Genomic DNA, 14,566 nt, shown 5'->3' on the forward strand with positions numbered 1-14,566 from the left:
TACTGCAACCGAAGGGTTGTGGGAGAGTAGGACACCGCCGAACTTAACGAACGGATAGGCCCCGGTCGAGGACCAGTGATGGTTCTCCCGGGGCCTTTCTGCATGCCCAAAACCCGTGTCGTCCCCCCACGTACGCGTGTCGTCCGCTCAGGTACGCGAGCCGGCCATCCAGGTGCGCGTGTCGTCCATCCAGGTACGGGAGCCGGCCGTGCAGGTCGCGTGTCGTCCACTCAGGTACGCGAGTCGTCCGTCCGGGTACGCGTGTCGGCTCTCTAGGTCCGCGAGTTGACCTTCTGATCACGCGTGTCGACCCTGCAAACACGCGTGTCGACTCCCCAATCACGGGTGTCGGCGCTGCAGTCACGCGAGTTCCGCCGTCAGTCACGCGAGTTCTGGCTCCAGTCACGCGAGTTCGGTCCCTGATCACGCGAGTGACGGCCCGGATCACGCCGGCACCAACCCGCGGCCCAGCCTGATACCCGCCCAATCACGCGTGATGCCCCTCCAGGCACACCCGATGCCTCCCGGATCACGCCGACTGGCGGCTCCCAGGTACGCGAATCGACGGTTTGGGCACGCGAGCCGGCCCACGCCGGTCGCTGCGGCCGGGGTGATCGAGGGAATCTCGCGTGATCAGAGCCGGATCTCACGTGATTGGGGCCGGGACTGGTGTGACTGGAGCCGGAAGTGACGTGATTGCAGCCGGAACTCGCGTGATTGCTGGGCCGGTAGGCCTGGCTGAAGAGGCATCTCGCGTGACTGGAGAGGAATCTCGCGTGATTGGGGAGGTATCACGCGTGATTGGAAGGTCGACACGTGTGATTGGAGGGTCGACACGTGGGGTGGGGGAACGGGGGGAGTGGGGGTAAGAGAAGGGGGCCAGGAGCGGAGCTCCTGGCCCCCTGGGGACCGAAGTGACGAAGTGACGAAGGGGATCGAAGGGAAGTGGGGGTTACTTGATGGCGGAGCCGGCTTGCCAGTCGGCCCAGGACTTGGACCAGTCGCCGTACAGGTCCCACACCGGGAGCTGCGGGCCTCCGGAGTTGGTCACCTCCACGACGTCGCCCAGGCCCATGTTCTGGAAGAACCACTGGGCGTTCGCGCCGTTCAGGTTGATGCAGCCGTGGGAGACGTTCGAACTTCCCTGCTGTCCCACGCTGTTCGGGTTCTCGTGGACGAACTCGCCGTCGTTGGAAATCCGCTCGGAGAACTTCTCGTTCGACCGGTACGCCTTCGGATCAGGCGGGCAGACGCCGTACGTGCACGAGTCCATCGTGTAGTTCGCCTGCTTGTCCGAAATGACGTGCGCGCCCAAATGGGTCGGGGTGGCGTCCTTGCCCATCGAGATCGGCATGGACTTCACCATCGCGCCGTTGTGGAAGATCTGCATCTGCTCGGTGTTCCCGTCCGCCTTCGCGATCCAGGAATCGTGCACCTTGTACGTCTCCGTGCGATCCTCCGCGCCGAAGACGCCGTTGCCGAAATCGACGCCGTAGATCTTCGCCGTCACCTTCAGCGTCGTGCCGGCCTTCCAGTACTCCTTCGGCCGGTAGTGGACGTTCGAGTCGTCGATCCAGTACCAGCCACCGTCCTGTTTCGGCGTCGACTCGACCGACAGCGCCTTCTCGACCTCCGCCTTGTTCTTGACGGCGATCTTGCCGAAGCTGAAGACGATCGGCTGGCCGACGCCGACACCCGTGCTCGCCACCGCGGACGGCGCCGGGATCAGGTTGGCGTTGGCCTGTTTCTTGGGCGCGATCGTGCTGATCTGGTTGTCCTGCTCGATCGGCTTCCCGTCGGCGCCCTGGGCGTGCGCGACGATCTTGTACGTCGCGCCGTAGCCGAGGGGCTCGGTCGAGGTCCAGCTGAGGCCGTCCGTGGCGAGCTTGCCGGCGACCGTCTTTCCCTTGGCCGTGTTGGTCACGGTGACGTCGACGAGCTTCCCGTTGGCCGCCTTCACGACGACCGGCGTCGCCGGGTTCACCGCCGCGCCGCCGGCCGGCTCGAACGTCACCGCGACCGGCGTTGCGGACGGCGACGCCGAATCGGACGCGGAGGCGCCGCCGGCGGGCGTGCCGCCGTCGTCACCGGACGAACAGGCGGAAAGCAGCAGTGCTCCGGCGAGGATTCCGGCCACCGAAAGTAAAATCTTCTTGGGGAGCATATTGTCTCTTTTTTGGGAAATCGGGATCGGCGGGCATTCGTCATCAAAACTACGCGATAGCGATGACGTTCTTCCGGGCGGATCGGTGCATCGGCGTGACGCGGATCACGTGACGACGAGGCCCGGCGCCCCGTAAAGTCCCGGCCCGCTCACGGTGATCGCGTCCAGGAACTCCCGCGCCGCCGCGTACGCCTCTTCCGCCAGTGCTTCCGTGTGCCCGAAGTCGAGCGGGTTCACACGTGCCGGGGCCGGCCCGGGCAGGTAGACGACGGGGACCTGTGCGGCCGCCACCGGCGCTTCCAGCACCGCCTGGTTCCGCATGGAGATCATCGCGGTGAACATCATCACCTCGGCGAACGTCCGCGGCGCCTCCGGCAGCTTCCCCGGGAACGCGCAGTCGAGCACCACCAGCGACTGCGCGCCCATGGCCAGCGCCTGCCGCATCGGGACGTTCGCGACGAGCCCGCCGTCGTACAGCAACCGGCCCTCGTGCTCCACCGGCGGGAAGATCCCCGGGATCGCGCAGCTCGCCAGCAACGGCTCGAGCAGCCGCCCGGACCGGATCAGCAGCGGCTCGGCCGTGTCGACCTGCGTCGTGACGACGCCGAGCGGCAGCGCCAGGTCCTCGAAGCGGGTGTCGGCGCCGAGGTGGTCGGCGATGATCGCCGTCAGGCCGCTGTTGGGGAACAGGTGCGTCTTGCTCTGCGTCAGCGTCCGGACGCGGCTCAGCACGCCGCCGGGGAACGCCTCGGCCCGCGTCATGTGCGCCCAGATGCCGCGCAGGCGCTCCAGCGCGTCGCCGCCGGTGCGGGCCAGCACGGCCGCGTTGAGCGAGCCCACCGACGTGCCCGCGACGAGGTCCGGCGCGACCCCGGCCTCGGTCAGGGCGCGCAGCATGCCGACCTGCATCGCGCCGAGGCTGCCGCCGCCACCGAGGACGAACCCGATCGGCCGGGGAAGATCCGCGAGACTCATACCGCCGAATGTAGTAAGCCCGACTTTCGCAGGTCGTGCCGGCCGTGAAGACGGCGTTAACCTGCTGGGCGTGGCCGAGCTGGAGCTGCGGCATCTCAGGGCCGTCCGCGCCGTCGCGGACGGTGGCAGTGTCAGCCGCGCCGCCACGGTGCTCGGCGTCAGCCAGCCCGCGCTCACCGCGCAGCTCAAGCGGATCGAACGGATCCTCGGCGGCGACCTGTTCGTCCGCGGTCCGAGCGGGGTGCGCCCGACCGAGCTCGGCCGGTTCGTGCTGGCCCGCGCCGACGCGCTGTTGTCCGACATGCAGGCGCTCGTCGCGACGGCCCGCCGCCACGGCGAGGGCGGCCCCGGGACCCTGCGGATCGGGTACGTGCCGCTGCTCATCATCGGCCGGTTCATCGAGGAGCTGCGGGACCTCGACGTCCAGACCTACGCCGAACCGGCGTCGCTGACCCTGCTGAAACTCCTTGCGACGAACCGGGTCGACGTCGCGCTGCTCGAACACTTCGACGGCACGGAGGCACACCACTTCGCGGGCCTGACCGTGCGGTCGCTCGCCACCGAGCCGATCTTCGTCGGGATCGCCGACGGCCACCCGGCGATCCGCGACGGCGTGGTCGAGCTCGCCGACCTCGCGGACTGCGACTGGATCCTGCCGCCCCCGCACGAAAACTGCGTGCGCGTCCGGTTCCTGCAGGCGTGCGCGGCCGCCGGGTTCACCCCGCGCGTGCGGCACTTCACGTCGGAGGCGGGCACGGCCGGGACGCTGATCGCCCAGGGCGCGGTCTGCCTCGCGCAGGCGGCTTCGGCGCCGCCGCCGGGGCTCGTCGCGCTGCCGCTCGCGGGTGATCCGCTCTGGACGACGCTGTTGTTCGCGACGCGCGAGGACGATGCCCGCACGCCGGCCACCGACGAGGTGTTCCGGTGCGCGGAGGTCGCGTATGCGGCGTCGCGGCAGCGGAACCCGCACTTCGCGCGGTGGTGCCGGCGGCACCCGGAGGAGCCGGTGCTCGTCTCCGCCCGATAGGCGGCATAACGCCGGTGTTATCCCCGCTGGGATTACTGCCCGGCGCGGCAACGGGAGAAGCTCACGAAGTCCCCACCTGTTGCCGACAAGGAGCAACGAATGCACTTCAGACGAGCAATGGCGCTCGGTGTGCTGTGCGCGGCCGTCCTCGGCCTGCTCTCGCCGCCCGCGTCCGCCGCACCCCGGGCCGCCACGACGCTGCCCATCAGCCAGCTGGTCCAGGAGCAGGACCAGTGGTGCTGGGCCGCGAGCGGCCTGACCATCGCCCGGTTCCTCGGCTACGGCGCGAGCGTCAGCCAGAACACCTTCTGCGACTACTCCCGCGGTTACCCGGCCGGTTCGCAGTGCCCCAACCAGGCTGGTGAGCTGACCTACGTCCAGCGCGGTTACCAGGCGCTCGGGCTGCGGCCCGGCACGGTCACCAACGCGCTCAGCTTCGCGTCGGTGCAGAGCGAGATCACCGCGCGGCGCCCGATCGAGACCGGCATCTACTGGACGGCCGGCGGCGGGCACGCGCAGGTGATCTACGGCTACGACACGAGCGGGCTGGTGTACTACGGCGACCCGTGGCCGAGCAGCCAGCGCTACAGCGCGATGGCGCACTCGAGCTACGTCCGCAATGGACAGTTCCAGTGGGCGCAGTCCCTCTACCGGATCGGGGCGTGAGATGAAACTCTTCCGTGGATTCGGTGTCCTGCTCGCGGGTGCGGCCCTGGTGGTCGGGTTCGGTGGCACGGCTTCGGCTTCTTCTTCCGACGTCGACGCGGCCAAGCAGGCGGTCGCTTCGGCGAGCACTCAGCTCTCGGCGTTCTTCGGGCAGCTCGACGCCCGTGCCGGGGTCGCCCGCGCCGACGTGGCGCAGACGCCCGAAGTGACCGGTGAGCCGCTGAGCGTCTACTCGCTGGACCCGGCGTTCGTCGCCGGGACGCCCGGTGCGAAGCCGGCGGCGTTCGCGTACTTCGCGGTGCGCGCTTCGGCGTCGACGGGCCGGCAGGCCACCGTGTGGGTGACCCGGGAAGCGGCGGGCTGGACCGCGACCAACTTCACGACGGGCACCGAGGAGGTGACGTACCCGGCGCAGGCCGGCGCGGACCTCGTGTTCACCGAGCCGCAGGTCAACGCGTGGTACCGGCTGCGTGACGGCCGGGTGCTGCCGCTGAACGACCCGGCCCGGCAGCGGGTCGGCGACGGCGTCGCGCTGCCGGCGTACCAGCAGCTGGTGCACCGGTTGTACGGCGACAAGCTGCCCGGCTCGGCGTACCGGGCGCAGGGGAAGTTCGGCGGGTACGACCTCGCCGCGACCCCGGCTCCGGCGCTTTCGCCGAGCTCGGGCCCGGGTTCCTGGCCGTTCGTCGCCGGTGGGGCGCTGTTGGCGCTCGGTTTGATCGGCTGGGCCACCGGCAAGGCGGCGCGCGCCCGCCGCTGACGCCGGGAGGGTGCGGCTCGGGCACGCCCGGGTCGCACCCTCGTGGGCTTCGTGCGCGCCGGTTCTGGTCGGCGCGGTCAGGGAACCGTTTCCGGCTCGCGTTCCGGCGTCGCGAGAGCCTTCCGCTTCTTCAAGCGCAGCAAGAAGAACACCCCCACGGCCACGAGCACACCGACCACGACCAGCCCGCCGGTGTTGAGCGCACCCTCGATCCGCTTCGCCGCTTCACCCAGCGCTGCGCCGATGCTGATGTGCACCAACGACCAGCAGAACGCGCCCGCCGCGGCGGCCGGGAGGAACTTGCGGAACGGCAGGCCCGAAGTGCCCGCCGCGGCCGGGGTGAGCGTGCGGATCACCGGCAGGAAGCGGGCGAAGAACACCGCCCACGCTCCTCGGCGCTCCAGGACCCCGGTCGCCTTGTCCCACGCTTCCAGGCCGTACTTGCGGATCAGCTTCGTCTCACGCAGCCGCGGACCGAACCGGCGGCCGATCAGGTAGCCGAGCGCGTCGCCCGCCGTGGCGCAGACCGTCACCACCAGCCACAGGACCAGGAACCGCGCGACGGTGTTCGCCGTCGTCGCCGCGATGAGCAGCCCGGACTCGCCCGGGGCCAGGAAACCCAGCCCGATCGTGCATTCGGCGAACACCAGGCCGCCGGTGGCCGCGACGAGCCCCGGTTCCGGGAGTCCTTGCAACCAGCTGAGGAGGTCCGAAACCAGGGCCATGCCACCCACTTTACCGATCCTTTAAGGATGGTGGGGTGACGTGCGTCACCGCGCCAGGAGCGACGCGGCTTCCTGAGCTGCGGGTCCTTCGACGGCGAGGTGCTGGAGGTTTTCCGGCAGGACCTCGCCGCGGTGGGCCTTGGTCTGGGCGTAAAGCCGTCCCGCGCGGTACGACGACCGCACGAGCGGCCCCGCCATGACACCGGCGAAGCCCATCGCTTCCGCGGCCTGGGAGTGCTCGACGAACTCTTCGGGCTTGACCCAGCGGTCCACCGGGTGGTGCCGCGGCGACGGCCGCAGGTACTGCGTGATCGTCAGGATCTCGCAGCCCGCGTCGACCAGGTCCCGCATCGCCGGAGCGACCTCGTCGGGCGTCTCGCCCATGCCGAGGATCAGGTTCGACTTCGTCACCAAACCGGCCTCACGCGCAGCGGTGATGACCTCAAGCGACCGCGCGTAGCGGAAGCCGGGACGGATGCGCTTGAAGATCCGCGGCACCGTCTCGACGTTGTGCGCCAACACCTCCGGCCGCGAACCGAACACCTCGGCCAGCTGCTCAGGGTCGGCGTTGAAGTCCGGAATCAGCAGCTCGACACCGGTACCCGGGTTCAAAGCGTGAATCTGACGCACAGTCTCCGCATACAGCCAGGCTCCACCGTCGGAAAGGTCGTCACGGGCCACACCGGTGACTGTCGAGTACCGCAGACCCATGGCCTGCACGGACTCCGCAACCTTGCGCGGCTCAGTGCGGTCCAGCTCCGCGGGCTTCCCAGTGTCGATCTGACAGAAGTCACAACGGCGCGTGCATTGATCCCCACCGATCAGGAACGTGGCTTCACGGTCTTCCCAGCACTCGTAGATGTTGGGACAACCCGCTTCTTCACAGACGGTGTGGAGACCTTCGCGGCGCACCAGACCCTTGAGTTCGGTGAACTCCGGGCCCATCCGCACCCGCGTCTTGATCCACGGCGGCTTCTTCTCGATCGGCGTCTCGCTGTTGCGGACTTCCAGGCGCAGCAGCTTCCGGCCTTCAGGCGCAGCACTCACGCCCTCAACCGTACGCCCGTCCGGGCTACGCGGGATCGGGGGTGACGTCGGTCAACTTCGCCGTGAGCTCCCACAATGCGGACCCCAGCGGCTCGATGCGGGCGGTGGCCAGCGTGGGCACGCGGACCGGGTAACCACGGAGGTTTCCGAGACCACGCGGGGCGAAGTACGACCCGCCTTCGACGCCGTCCGCGGTGGCCGCGTAGAGCTGGGGGAGGGCGCCGAGACGCGGACCCTGGGCGAACAGGACCTCGCCGAGACGGTGGCCGCCGGCGATCACGGACCGGACCACCGGGTTGGAGTACGAGCGCGCCATGCCGCTGCCGAGCCCGGTCGCGGTGTACCCGGGGTGCGCGGCGACGCTCAGGATGTCCGAGCCCGACGCGCGCAGGCGCCGGTCCAGCTCGACCGCGAACACCTGGTCGGCGAGCTTCGACTGGCCGTACGCGGTGGCCGGGTTGTAACGCCGGTGGTCGCCGTTCGGGTCGTCGAGGTGGATGCGGGCGCCGGTGGCGGCGAGGCTCGACAGCGTGACGACGCGGGCGTGCCGTCCGCCGCGCAGGGCGGGCATCAGCAGCCAGGTCAGCGCCGCGTGGCCGAGGTAGTTGGTGCCGAACTGCAGCTCGAAGCCGTCGGCGGTGCGGCCGCGGGCGGTCGCCATCACGCCCGCGTTGTTCACCAGGATGTCCAGCCGGTCGCCGGTCAGCTCCCGGGCCGACGCGGCGGCCGCGCGCACCGAGGCGAGCTCGCTCAGGTCCAGTGGGATGAGCTCGGGCCCGGCGCCCGCGGCGGCCGCCTTGACGAGGTCCAGTGCCTTCGCCCCGCGTTCGGCGGAGCGGCAGGCGAGGAGCACACGGGCCCCCTTGCCCGCGAGCACCTCGGCGGTGCGCAGCCCGAGCCCCGAGTTCGCCCCGGTGACCAGTGCGGTCCGGCCGGTCTGGTCGGGGATGTCGGTGTCGGTCCAGCGCTCCGTCATGCGCTCTATTTACTCCATCCATGCCCCCGCCGCCGCCCTCAACGGAGACGCTGCGCGCCACTGGTCGAATTGTTACGCACTCGGCGCGAGCAGGCGCCGCAGGTGTCCCATGACGGGACGGCGGCGGACGGGCTCGTCGTGGCTCGTGCGCAGCAGCGCCTCGAGCGCGTGACCCACCCGGACGATCTCGTCGCCCGGCTCACGTGCGTCGGCCAGCCCGGCCGTGACGGCGAGCATCCGCAGCTCGCCTTCGTGCATCCGCCGCAGCGACGCGTGCCGCTCGAAGGCGCCGTCGAGCACCGCGCGCAGCGTCTCGTGCTCTTCGACGGTGGCGCGCCAGGCGCGCGTGACGGCGTCGACGTGGTCACCGAGGCCGTCGGCGTCGTCCGGGTCGGTGACCTCGGCGCGCAGCCGTCCGCTCAGCACCTGCGTCCACTTGTGCTGCAGGGCGGCCAGGACGTTTTCCTCGGTGCCGAAGTGCTCTTCGGCGCCCGGGACCTCGTCGAGCGGCAGCGGCGCGCCCGGGTTCCGGGCGGCGAGGCGGACGATCGCGTCGAGGATTTCCTGACGTCGGTAGAAGTCGGTCCAGCTCATCGTGGGGCTCCCCTTCCGTGGCGGGCGTCATACCGCGGGTCTGCGGCATACTCCCGGTACGGACCTGACACGGTGAACATACCATGGGTATGGAGAGATCTTCCGGGCGTAATGTTGTGAAGGTGGCGACAATGAGGTCCAGACGGCTCGACTATTCGGAGTCGACGCGGTCGGCGCTGGTCGACAGCGCGGTGGAACTGTTCACCAAACGGGGTTACGCGGGGACCTCGCTCGACGAGATCGCCAAACGCGCGCGGGTCACCAAAGGGGCGCTGTACCACCACTTCAGCGGCAAGCAGGCGCTGTTCGAGGCCGCGTTCGACCAGGTCGAAAGCCTCGTCTACGACCGCCTCGAGAAGATCATGTCCGGCGACGGCTCCCCCTGGGAGCGGGCCCTCGGCGGGCTCAACGCGTTCATCCGCGCCTGCCTCGACCCGGCGTACCAGCGGATCGCCATCCACGAGGCCCCGGTCGTCATGGGCTGGGAGCGCTGGCGCGAAGCCGAGGAGCGCTGCAGCTTCGGGCTCGTGCGCTCGGGCCTGCAGTCGCTGATCGACGCCGGTGAGGTCGAGCCGGTGCCGGTGGAGGTCACCGCGCGGCTGCTGTTCGGCGCGCTGTCGAGCGCGGCCACCGAGATCGCCAGCTCGCCGGATCCGAAGAAGGTCGGCGCCGAGATCGAAGACGTGATCGTCCGCATGCTGGTCCGCCTGCGCCGCACGGAGCCCGACGTCTCTATAGGCTGACGCCGTGGACTTGAGGATCTTCACCGAGCCCCAGCAAGGGGCCAGCTACGACGACCTGCTGCGCGTGGCCAAGGCGACCGAAGACGCCGGGTACGACGCCTTCTTCCGCAGCGACCACTACCTGAAGATGGGCTCGGCCGACGGCCTGCCCGGCCCGACCGACGCCTGGATCACCCTGGCCGGCCTGGCCCGCGAGACCAGCCGGATCCGGCTCGGCACGCTCGTCACCGCGGCGACGTTCCGGCACCCCGGCCCGCTCGCGATCTCGGTCGCGCAGGTCGACCAGATGTCCGGCGGCCGGGTCGAGTTCGGCCTCGGCGCCGGCTGGTACGACGCCGAACACGAGGCGTACGGCCTCACGCTGCCGCCGCTGAAGGAGCGCTTCGACCGCTACGCCGAGCAGCTCGAGATCGTCACCGGCCTGTGGAAGACGCCGGCGGGTGAGACGTACTCGTTCAAGGGTGACTACTACACGCTGAGCGACTCGCCGGCGCTGCCGAAGCCCGCGCAGCACCCGCCGCCGCCGGTGATCATCGGCGGCGGGGGCAAGAAGCGCACCCCGGCGCTGGCCGCGCGCTTCGCCGACGAGTTCAACCTCCCGTTCGCCGACCAGGACGTCGCGGCCGCGCAGTTCGCCCGCGTCGAGGCGGCGGCCCGGGAGATCGGCCGCGACCCGAAGGAGATCCTGCGCTCGGTGGCGCTGGTCGCCGGGGTCGGCCGGGACGACGCCGAGGTCGAGCGGCGGGCGGCCGCGATCGGGCGGGACGTCACCGAGCTGCGGGCCAGCGGCCTGGCCGGGTCGCCCGCCGAGGTCGTCGACCGGCTCGGGCAGTGGCGGGAGAAGACCGGGGTCACCCGCGTCTACCTGCAGCTGCTGGACCTCTCGGACCTCGACCAGCTCGAGCTCATCGCGGCCGAAGTCGCGCCTCAGCTGGACTGACCCCCGGCGCCGGCCGCCGCGCGCACCAGCGCCGCGACGGCCGGCGAGCGGGTGCTCGCCGGCCAGGCCAGCACCGTGGTGACGTCGGGGGCGTCGACGACCGGCACCGCGACGTGCTCCGGCCACTGCCAGGCCCGGCTGGACGCGGGGATGACGAGCAGCGTCCGGCCCAGGGCCACCAGCTGGGCGAGCTTCGACTGGGTGCGCACCTCGGGCCCGGGCCCGTCCGGGTAGGAGCCGTCGAGCCGTGGCCACCGCGCGATCGGCAGGTCCGGCACGTTCTGGACGTCCGCGAGCGTGAGGTGCTCGCGGGCCGCGAGCGGGTGCTTCGCGGGCAGGATCGCGACCTGGCCCTCGACCTGCAGGTCCTCGGTGTCGAACCCGGCGAGGTCGTCGTACGGGCGGTGCATCAGCGCCACGTCGGCCTGCCCGTCGCGCAGCAGCCCGGCCTGCTCGCTGACCTCGCACAGCAGGACCTCCACCGGCGCCGCGCCGGGGTCACCCGCGACCGTGTCGAGCAGCCGCTGCAGGAGTTCGTGGGATGCGCCGGCCTTCGTCGCGAGCACCAGCGGCCGCTTCGGGTCCGCGGCCCGGCGCGTGCGGCGCGCGGCGGCGGTGACGGCGTCGAGCGCGACGCCGGCCTCGCGCAGCAGCACGCTGCCGGCGTCGGTCAGCGTCACCCCGCGGCGGTCGCGGTCGAAGAGCCGGACGTCGAGCCGCTGCTCCAGGAGCCGGATCGCGCGGGAGAGCGGCGGCTGGGCGATCCCGAGCCGGTCGGCGGCGCGGCCGAAGTGGAGCTCCTCGGCGACGGCGACGAAATACCGAAGCTCACGCGTCTCCAGGTCTCGCACGCGTTCCAGCGTACCCATCACTGATACCCGCCAAGTATCACAACGTACTGAAGCGATCTTGGACGCCGTCCGCCGGCGCGCCGACGATGGACGTCGTGAACACCACGAAGACCGCGCTGGTCACCGGCGCGAACAAGGGAATCGGCTTTGCCATCGCGCAGGGCCTCGGCACGCTCGGGTTCACCGTCGCGGTGGGCGCGCGAGACGCCGGCCGCCGCGACGAAGCCGTCGAGAAGCTCCAGGCCACCGGCGTCGACGCGTTCGGCGTCGCCCTCGACGTCACCTCCGACGAGAGCGTCACCGCGGCCGCGGCGGCCGTCGAAGAGCAGGCCGGACGGCTCGACGTCCTGGTCAACAACGCCGGGATCGCCGGCCGCACCGACGACGGCGCGCAGGACCCGGCCACGCTCGACCTCGACGTCGTCCGGACCGTCCTCGACACCAACGTGTTCGGGGTCGTCCGCGTGACGAACGCGCTGCTGCCGCTGCTCCTGCGCGCCGACGCGCCCCGCGTCGTGAACCTCTCGAGCAGCATGGGCTCGCTCGCGCTGCAGCCCGGCCCGGTCCTGGCCGCCTACGCGCCTTCGAAGGCGATGCTCAACAGCGTCACGACCCAGTACGCCCGGCGGCTCGCCGACACGAAGGTCATCGTGAACGCCGCCTGCCCCGGGTTCGTCGCGACCGACTTCACCGGCTTCAACGCACCCCGGACGCCCGAGCAGGGAGCCGCGGTCGTGCTGCGGCTCGCCACCCTCCCGGACGACGGCCCGCGCGGCGGCTTCTTCGATGACGAAGGTGTTGTCCCGTGGTGAATCCGCTCAGTTCTGCAGCGCGAAGGTGACGCCGGGGGCCTGCGGCGCTTCCGGCCGCGGGAGCCAGCGGTCCTCGCTCACCGGGAGCTCGCCTTCGAGGGCCGCGAGGACGGCGTCGCGGGCCAGCGGCAGCACCGCTTCCACGCTGACGTCCCGCTGCAGCTCGTAGGACAGCGACGTCACGCCCGCGTCGCGGATGCCGCACGGGACGATGCTGTCGAACGCGGCCAGGTCGGCGTTGCAGTTGAGCTCGAAGCCGTGCATCGTCACCCCGCGCTGGACGCGGATGCCGATCGCGGCGATCTTGCGCTCGATGCCGCGGTCGTCGGCGGGGATCCACACGCCGCTGCGGCCCTCGACGCGGCCGCTGTGCACCCCGAGCTGGTCGCACACGTGGATCAGCGCCTCTTCCAGCCGCCGCACGTAGTGCACGACGTCGATCGGGTCGGCGAGCTTCACGATCGGGTAGCCGACCAGCTGGCCGGGCCCGTGCCAGGTGATCTTGCCGCCGCGGTCGACGTCGATCACCTGCGTGCCGTCGGTCGGGCGGTCGGCCGGCTCGGTGCGCTTGCCCGCGGTGTACACCGACGGGTGCTGCAGCAGGAGCATCGTGTCCGGCGAAGTGCCGTCGGCGCGGGCGGTGAGACTGCTCCGCTGGAGCTCCCAGGCCTCGGTGTAGTCGATCGTGCCGAGCTCCCGGACGTCGACGGGCTCGGTGCTGGCGCGGCAGGTGGTACGGGAAGAACTCACCCGTCGAGGCTACGCCCGTCACCCGCCGGAAGCAGGCGCAAGGCACCGGCTGAGAGCAGCCCGACACCGGTCACGGCCAGCACCGCGCCGATCGTGTCGGTGACCCAGTGCACCCCCAGCACCACCCGGCAGACGGCGATCAGCACGACCGCCACGACGACCACCACCGCCACCCGGCGGACCAGCCGCGGCCACAGCCACGCGCACAGCAGCAGCACGACGAACCCGGTGCTCGCCACCGACACGACGTGCCCGCTCGGATAACTCAGGTCCGGGTAGTCGCGCGGGCGTTCGCGCAGGAAGACCGGCTTGAACACCAGGCTGGTCAGCCGGCACAAGACGAGTACGACGGCCAGCCGCACGCACAGCCCGAGGTGCTCGCGCCGGCGCAGCGCCAGCGCGAGCAGGGCCGCGCCGAGGACGAAGGGGAGGACCGGGCCGAGGACGTCGCTCACCGCCTGCGCGACCCGGCCGAGCGGCTGCGCGTAGACGCCGTGCAGCGCGTTCGCGACTTCGACGTCGAGGGTCAGCGGCTGCCGCGCGACACTCAGCCCGAGCAGGACGAACGCGGCGGCGAGCACCCCGCCGACGACCAGCCAGCGCACCCGCGGAACGGTCATGCGGCCGCGAGCGCGCTGTCCAGCGTCGGGTGCCGGAACCGGTACCCGGAGCGGTCCAGCGCGGCCGGGACGGCCCGCTGCCCGAACAACGCCATCTCCTCACCCGCCTGGCCGAGCACCGCCTTGAGCGCGAACCCGGGCACGAACCACGGCGCGGGCCGGTGCACTGCTCGGCCGACCACGCGGGTGAACTCGGCGTTGGTCACCGGCGCGGGCCCGGTCAGGTTCACCGGGCCGGACAGGTCGTCGTGCGTCAGGGCGTGGACGATCGCGCCGACTTCGTCCTCGAGGGCGATCCACGGCATGTACTGGCGGCCGTCGCCGAGGCGCGCGCCCAGGCAGAACTGGAAGAGCGGGCGCAGCAGGCCGTACAGGCCGCCCTTCGACGACAGGACCAGCCCGGTCCGGATGTTCACCACGCGCGCGTCACGAGCCGCCGCCGTCGCCGCTTCCCAGTTTTCGCAGAGCTCGGCCAGGAACCCTTGCCCACGCGGGGAGTTCTCGTCCACAGTGGACGGTCCGGGGTTGCCGTAGTAGCCCACGGCGGAGGCGTTGACCAGGACGCCGACGCCGTGTTCGGCGACGGCTTCGGCGAGCACCTCGGTCGGCTCGACCCGGCTGTCGATGAGCTCCTGCTTGCGCATCGCGCTCCACCGGCCGGGGAACAGCGGCTTGCCCCCGAGGTTGACGACGGCGTCGACACCCTCGAAAGCGCCGCTGGAGATGGTGCCCGACGGCGGATCCCAGCGGAACTCACCACCGCGCGGCTCGCGGCGCACCAGCGCGCGCACCTCGTGGCCGTCGCGCCGCAGGCGTTCGCCCAGCGCCGACCCGATCAAGCCGCTCGCTCCGGCGATCAGTACTCGCATGAGTCGATCGTGGCCCATCGGAGTCCGGCCCGCACTCCGGGTCCGGG

16 protein-coding genes are annotated in these 14,566 nt (G+C 71.1%); 6 read left to right on the forward strand and 10 right to left on the reverse strand.

Annotated elements, in window-relative coordinates:
* Positions 1-952: 952 nt before the first annotated feature.
* Together ACZ63J_RS46555 and ACZ63J_RS46560 are read right to left on the reverse strand one after the other, a co-directional pair.
* Positions 953-2,164, reverse strand: coding sequence for a L,D-transpeptidase (locus ACZ63J_RS46555; RefSeq protein WP_465408341.1), 1,212 nt, complete (start codon positions 2,162-2,164; stop codon positions 953-955).
* A gap of 105 nt (positions 2,165-2,269) precedes the next feature.
* On the reverse strand, positions 2,270-3,139 hold the full coding sequence (locus ACZ63J_RS46560; RefSeq protein ID WP_465408343.1) for a patatin-like phospholipase family protein: 870 nt from the start codon (positions 3,137-3,139) through the stop codon (positions 2,270-2,272).
* A gap of 70 nt (positions 3,140-3,209) precedes the next feature.
* Between ACZ63J_RS46560 and ACZ63J_RS46565 the strand changes: the two genes are divergently transcribed.
* The 3 genes from ACZ63J_RS46565 (at position 3,210) to ACZ63J_RS46575 (ending at position 5,592) form a co-directional block, all read left to right on the forward strand.
* A complete protein-coding gene (locus ACZ63J_RS46565) occupies positions 3,210-4,166 on the forward strand; it encodes a LysR family transcriptional regulator (protein ID WP_465342619.1) in 957 nt (318 codons plus the stop codon).
* A gap of 99 nt (positions 4,167-4,265) precedes the next feature.
* The gene (locus ACZ63J_RS46570) at positions 4,266-4,832 is read left to right on the forward strand and encodes a papain-like cysteine protease family protein (RefSeq protein WP_465408345.1); all 567 of its coding nucleotides are present in this window, start codon (positions 4,266-4,268) and stop codon (positions 4,830-4,832) included.
* Between the two features lies 1 nt (position 4,833).
* Positions 4,834-5,592, forward strand: coding sequence for a hypothetical protein (locus tag ACZ63J_RS46575; protein ID WP_465408347.1), 759 nt, complete (start codon positions 4,834-4,836; stop codon positions 5,590-5,592).
* A 77-nt stretch (positions 5,593-5,669) separates the two neighbouring features.
* Here the strand turns inward: ACZ63J_RS46575 and ACZ63J_RS46580 are convergent, their stop codons facing one another.
* From ACZ63J_RS46580 to ACZ63J_RS46595, 4 genes are all read right to left on the reverse strand, one after another.
* On the reverse strand, positions 5,670-6,317 hold the full coding sequence (locus tag ACZ63J_RS46580; RefSeq protein WP_465408349.1) for a DedA family protein: 648 nt from the start codon (positions 6,315-6,317) through the stop codon (positions 5,670-5,672).
* A 45-nt stretch (positions 6,318-6,362) separates the two neighbouring features.
* Positions 6,363-7,364 carry a lipoyl synthase gene (gene lipA / locus ACZ63J_RS46585; RefSeq protein WP_465408351.1) on the reverse strand — a complete coding sequence of 334 codons (1,002 nt, stop codon included), beginning with the start codon at positions 7,362-7,364 and terminating at the stop codon, positions 6,363-6,365.
* 25 nt (positions 7,365-7,389) lie between these two features.
* The gene (locus tag ACZ63J_RS46590; protein WP_465408353.1) at positions 7,390-8,340 is read right to left on the reverse strand and encodes an oxidoreductase; all 951 of its coding nucleotides are present in this window, start codon (positions 8,338-8,340) and stop codon (positions 7,390-7,392) included.
* A 72-nt stretch (positions 8,341-8,412) separates the two neighbouring features.
* On the reverse strand, positions 8,413-8,934 hold the full coding sequence (locus ACZ63J_RS46595) for a hypothetical protein (RefSeq protein WP_465408355.1): 522 nt from the start codon (positions 8,932-8,934) through the stop codon (positions 8,413-8,415).
* Between the two features lie 131 nt (positions 8,935-9,065).
* On the opposite strand from ACZ63J_RS46595, the gene ACZ63J_RS46600 reads away from it, so the two are divergent.
* Together ACZ63J_RS46600 and ACZ63J_RS46605 are read left to right on the forward strand one after the other, a co-directional pair.
* The gene (locus ACZ63J_RS46600; protein WP_465308212.1) at positions 9,066-9,677 is read left to right on the forward strand and encodes a TetR/AcrR family transcriptional regulator; all 612 of its coding nucleotides are present in this window, start codon (positions 9,066-9,068) and stop codon (positions 9,675-9,677) included.
* 4 nt (positions 9,678-9,681) lie between these two features.
* Positions 9,682-10,617 (forward strand): LLM class F420-dependent oxidoreductase, encoded by a 936-nt coding sequence (locus ACZ63J_RS46605; RefSeq protein WP_465408358.1) that lies wholly within the window; start codon positions 9,682-9,684, stop codon positions 10,615-10,617.
* Here ACZ63J_RS46605 and ACZ63J_RS46610 read toward each other — a convergent pair.
* Positions 10,605-11,468, reverse strand: a complete 864-nt coding sequence (locus ACZ63J_RS46610; protein ID WP_465342545.1) for a LysR family transcriptional regulator — start codon at positions 11,466-11,468, stop codon at positions 10,605-10,607. The genes ACZ63J_RS46605 and ACZ63J_RS46610 overlap by 13 nt on opposite strands.
* Positions 11,469-11,554: 86 nt before the next feature.
* Between ACZ63J_RS46610 and ACZ63J_RS46615 the strand changes: the two genes are divergently transcribed.
* The gene (locus ACZ63J_RS46615) at positions 11,555-12,280 is read left to right on the forward strand and encodes an SDR family oxidoreductase (protein ID WP_465408360.1); all 726 of its coding nucleotides are present in this window, start codon (positions 11,555-11,557) and stop codon (positions 12,278-12,280) included.
* A gap of 6 nt (positions 12,281-12,286) precedes the next feature.
* On the opposite strand, the gene lipB is transcribed toward ACZ63J_RS46615, so the two are convergent.
* Genes lipB through ACZ63J_RS46630 form a run of 3 tightly spaced genes read right to left on the reverse strand, consistent with a single transcriptional unit; the run spans position 12,287 to position 14,519 of the window.
* Positions 12,287-13,030, reverse strand: a complete 744-nt coding sequence (gene lipB / locus ACZ63J_RS46620) for a lipoyl(octanoyl) transferase LipB (protein ID WP_465408362.1) — start codon at positions 13,028-13,030, stop codon at positions 12,287-12,289.
* The gene (locus tag ACZ63J_RS46625) at positions 13,027-13,650 is read right to left on the reverse strand and encodes a phosphatase PAP2 family protein (protein WP_465408364.1); all 624 of its coding nucleotides are present in this window, start codon (positions 13,648-13,650) and stop codon (positions 13,027-13,029) included. The genes lipB and ACZ63J_RS46625 overlap by 4 nt, the downstream gene beginning before the upstream one ends.
* The gene (locus ACZ63J_RS46630) at positions 13,647-14,519 is read right to left on the reverse strand and encodes a TIGR01777 family oxidoreductase (RefSeq protein WP_465408366.1); all 873 of its coding nucleotides are present in this window, start codon (positions 14,517-14,519) and stop codon (positions 13,647-13,649) included. The genes ACZ63J_RS46625 and ACZ63J_RS46630 overlap by 4 nt, the downstream gene beginning before the upstream one ends.
* Between the last annotated feature and the right edge of the window lie 47 nt (positions 14,520-14,566).

This window comes from Amycolatopsis sp. NPDC104863 (genome assembly GCF_055582965.1).

What these genes read in the sequence shown, in the direction of transcription:
- ACZ63J_RS46555 (WP_465408341.1), bottom strand. Translation starts at nt 2,164, where the DNA reads ATGCTCCCCAAGAAGATTTTACTTTCGGTGGCCGGAATCCTCGCCGGA.
- ACZ63J_RS46560 (WP_465408343.1), bottom strand. Translation starts at nt 3,139, where the DNA reads ATGAGTCTCGCGGATCTTCCCCGGCCGATCGGGTTCGTCCTCGGTGGC.
- ACZ63J_RS46570 (WP_465408345.1), top strand. Translation starts at nt 4,266, where the DNA reads ATGCACTTCAGACGAGCAATGGCGCTCGGTGTGCTGTGCGCGGCCGTC.
- ACZ63J_RS46575 (WP_465408347.1), top strand. Translation starts at nt 4,834, where the DNA reads ATGAAACTCTTCCGTGGATTCGGTGTCCTGCTCGCGGGTGCGGCCCTG.
- ACZ63J_RS46580 (WP_465408349.1), bottom strand. Translation starts at nt 6,317, where the DNA reads ATGGCCCTGGTTTCGGACCTCCTCAGCTGGTTGCAAGGACTCCCGGAA.
- ACZ63J_RS46590 (WP_465408353.1), bottom strand. Translation starts at nt 8,340, where the DNA reads ATGACGGAGCGCTGGACCGACACCGACATCCCCGACCAGACCGGCCGG.
- ACZ63J_RS46595 (WP_465408355.1), bottom strand. Translation starts at nt 8,934, where the DNA reads ATGAGCTGGACCGACTTCTACCGACGTCAGGAAATCCTCGACGCGATC.
- ACZ63J_RS46600 (WP_465308212.1), top strand. Translation starts at nt 9,066, where the DNA reads ATGAGGTCCAGACGGCTCGACTATTCGGAGTCGACGCGGTCGGCGCTG.
- ACZ63J_RS46615 (WP_465408360.1), top strand. Translation starts at nt 11,555, where the DNA reads ATGGACGTCGTGAACACCACGAAGACCGCGCTGGTCACCGGCGCGAAC.
- ACZ63J_RS46625 (WP_465408364.1), bottom strand. Translation starts at nt 13,650, where the DNA reads ATGACCGTTCCGCGGGTGCGCTGGCTGGTCGTCGGCGGGGTGCTCGCC.
- ACZ63J_RS46630 (WP_465408366.1), bottom strand. Translation starts at nt 14,519, where the DNA reads ATGCGAGTACTGATCGCCGGAGCGAGCGGCTTGATCGGGTCGGCGCTG.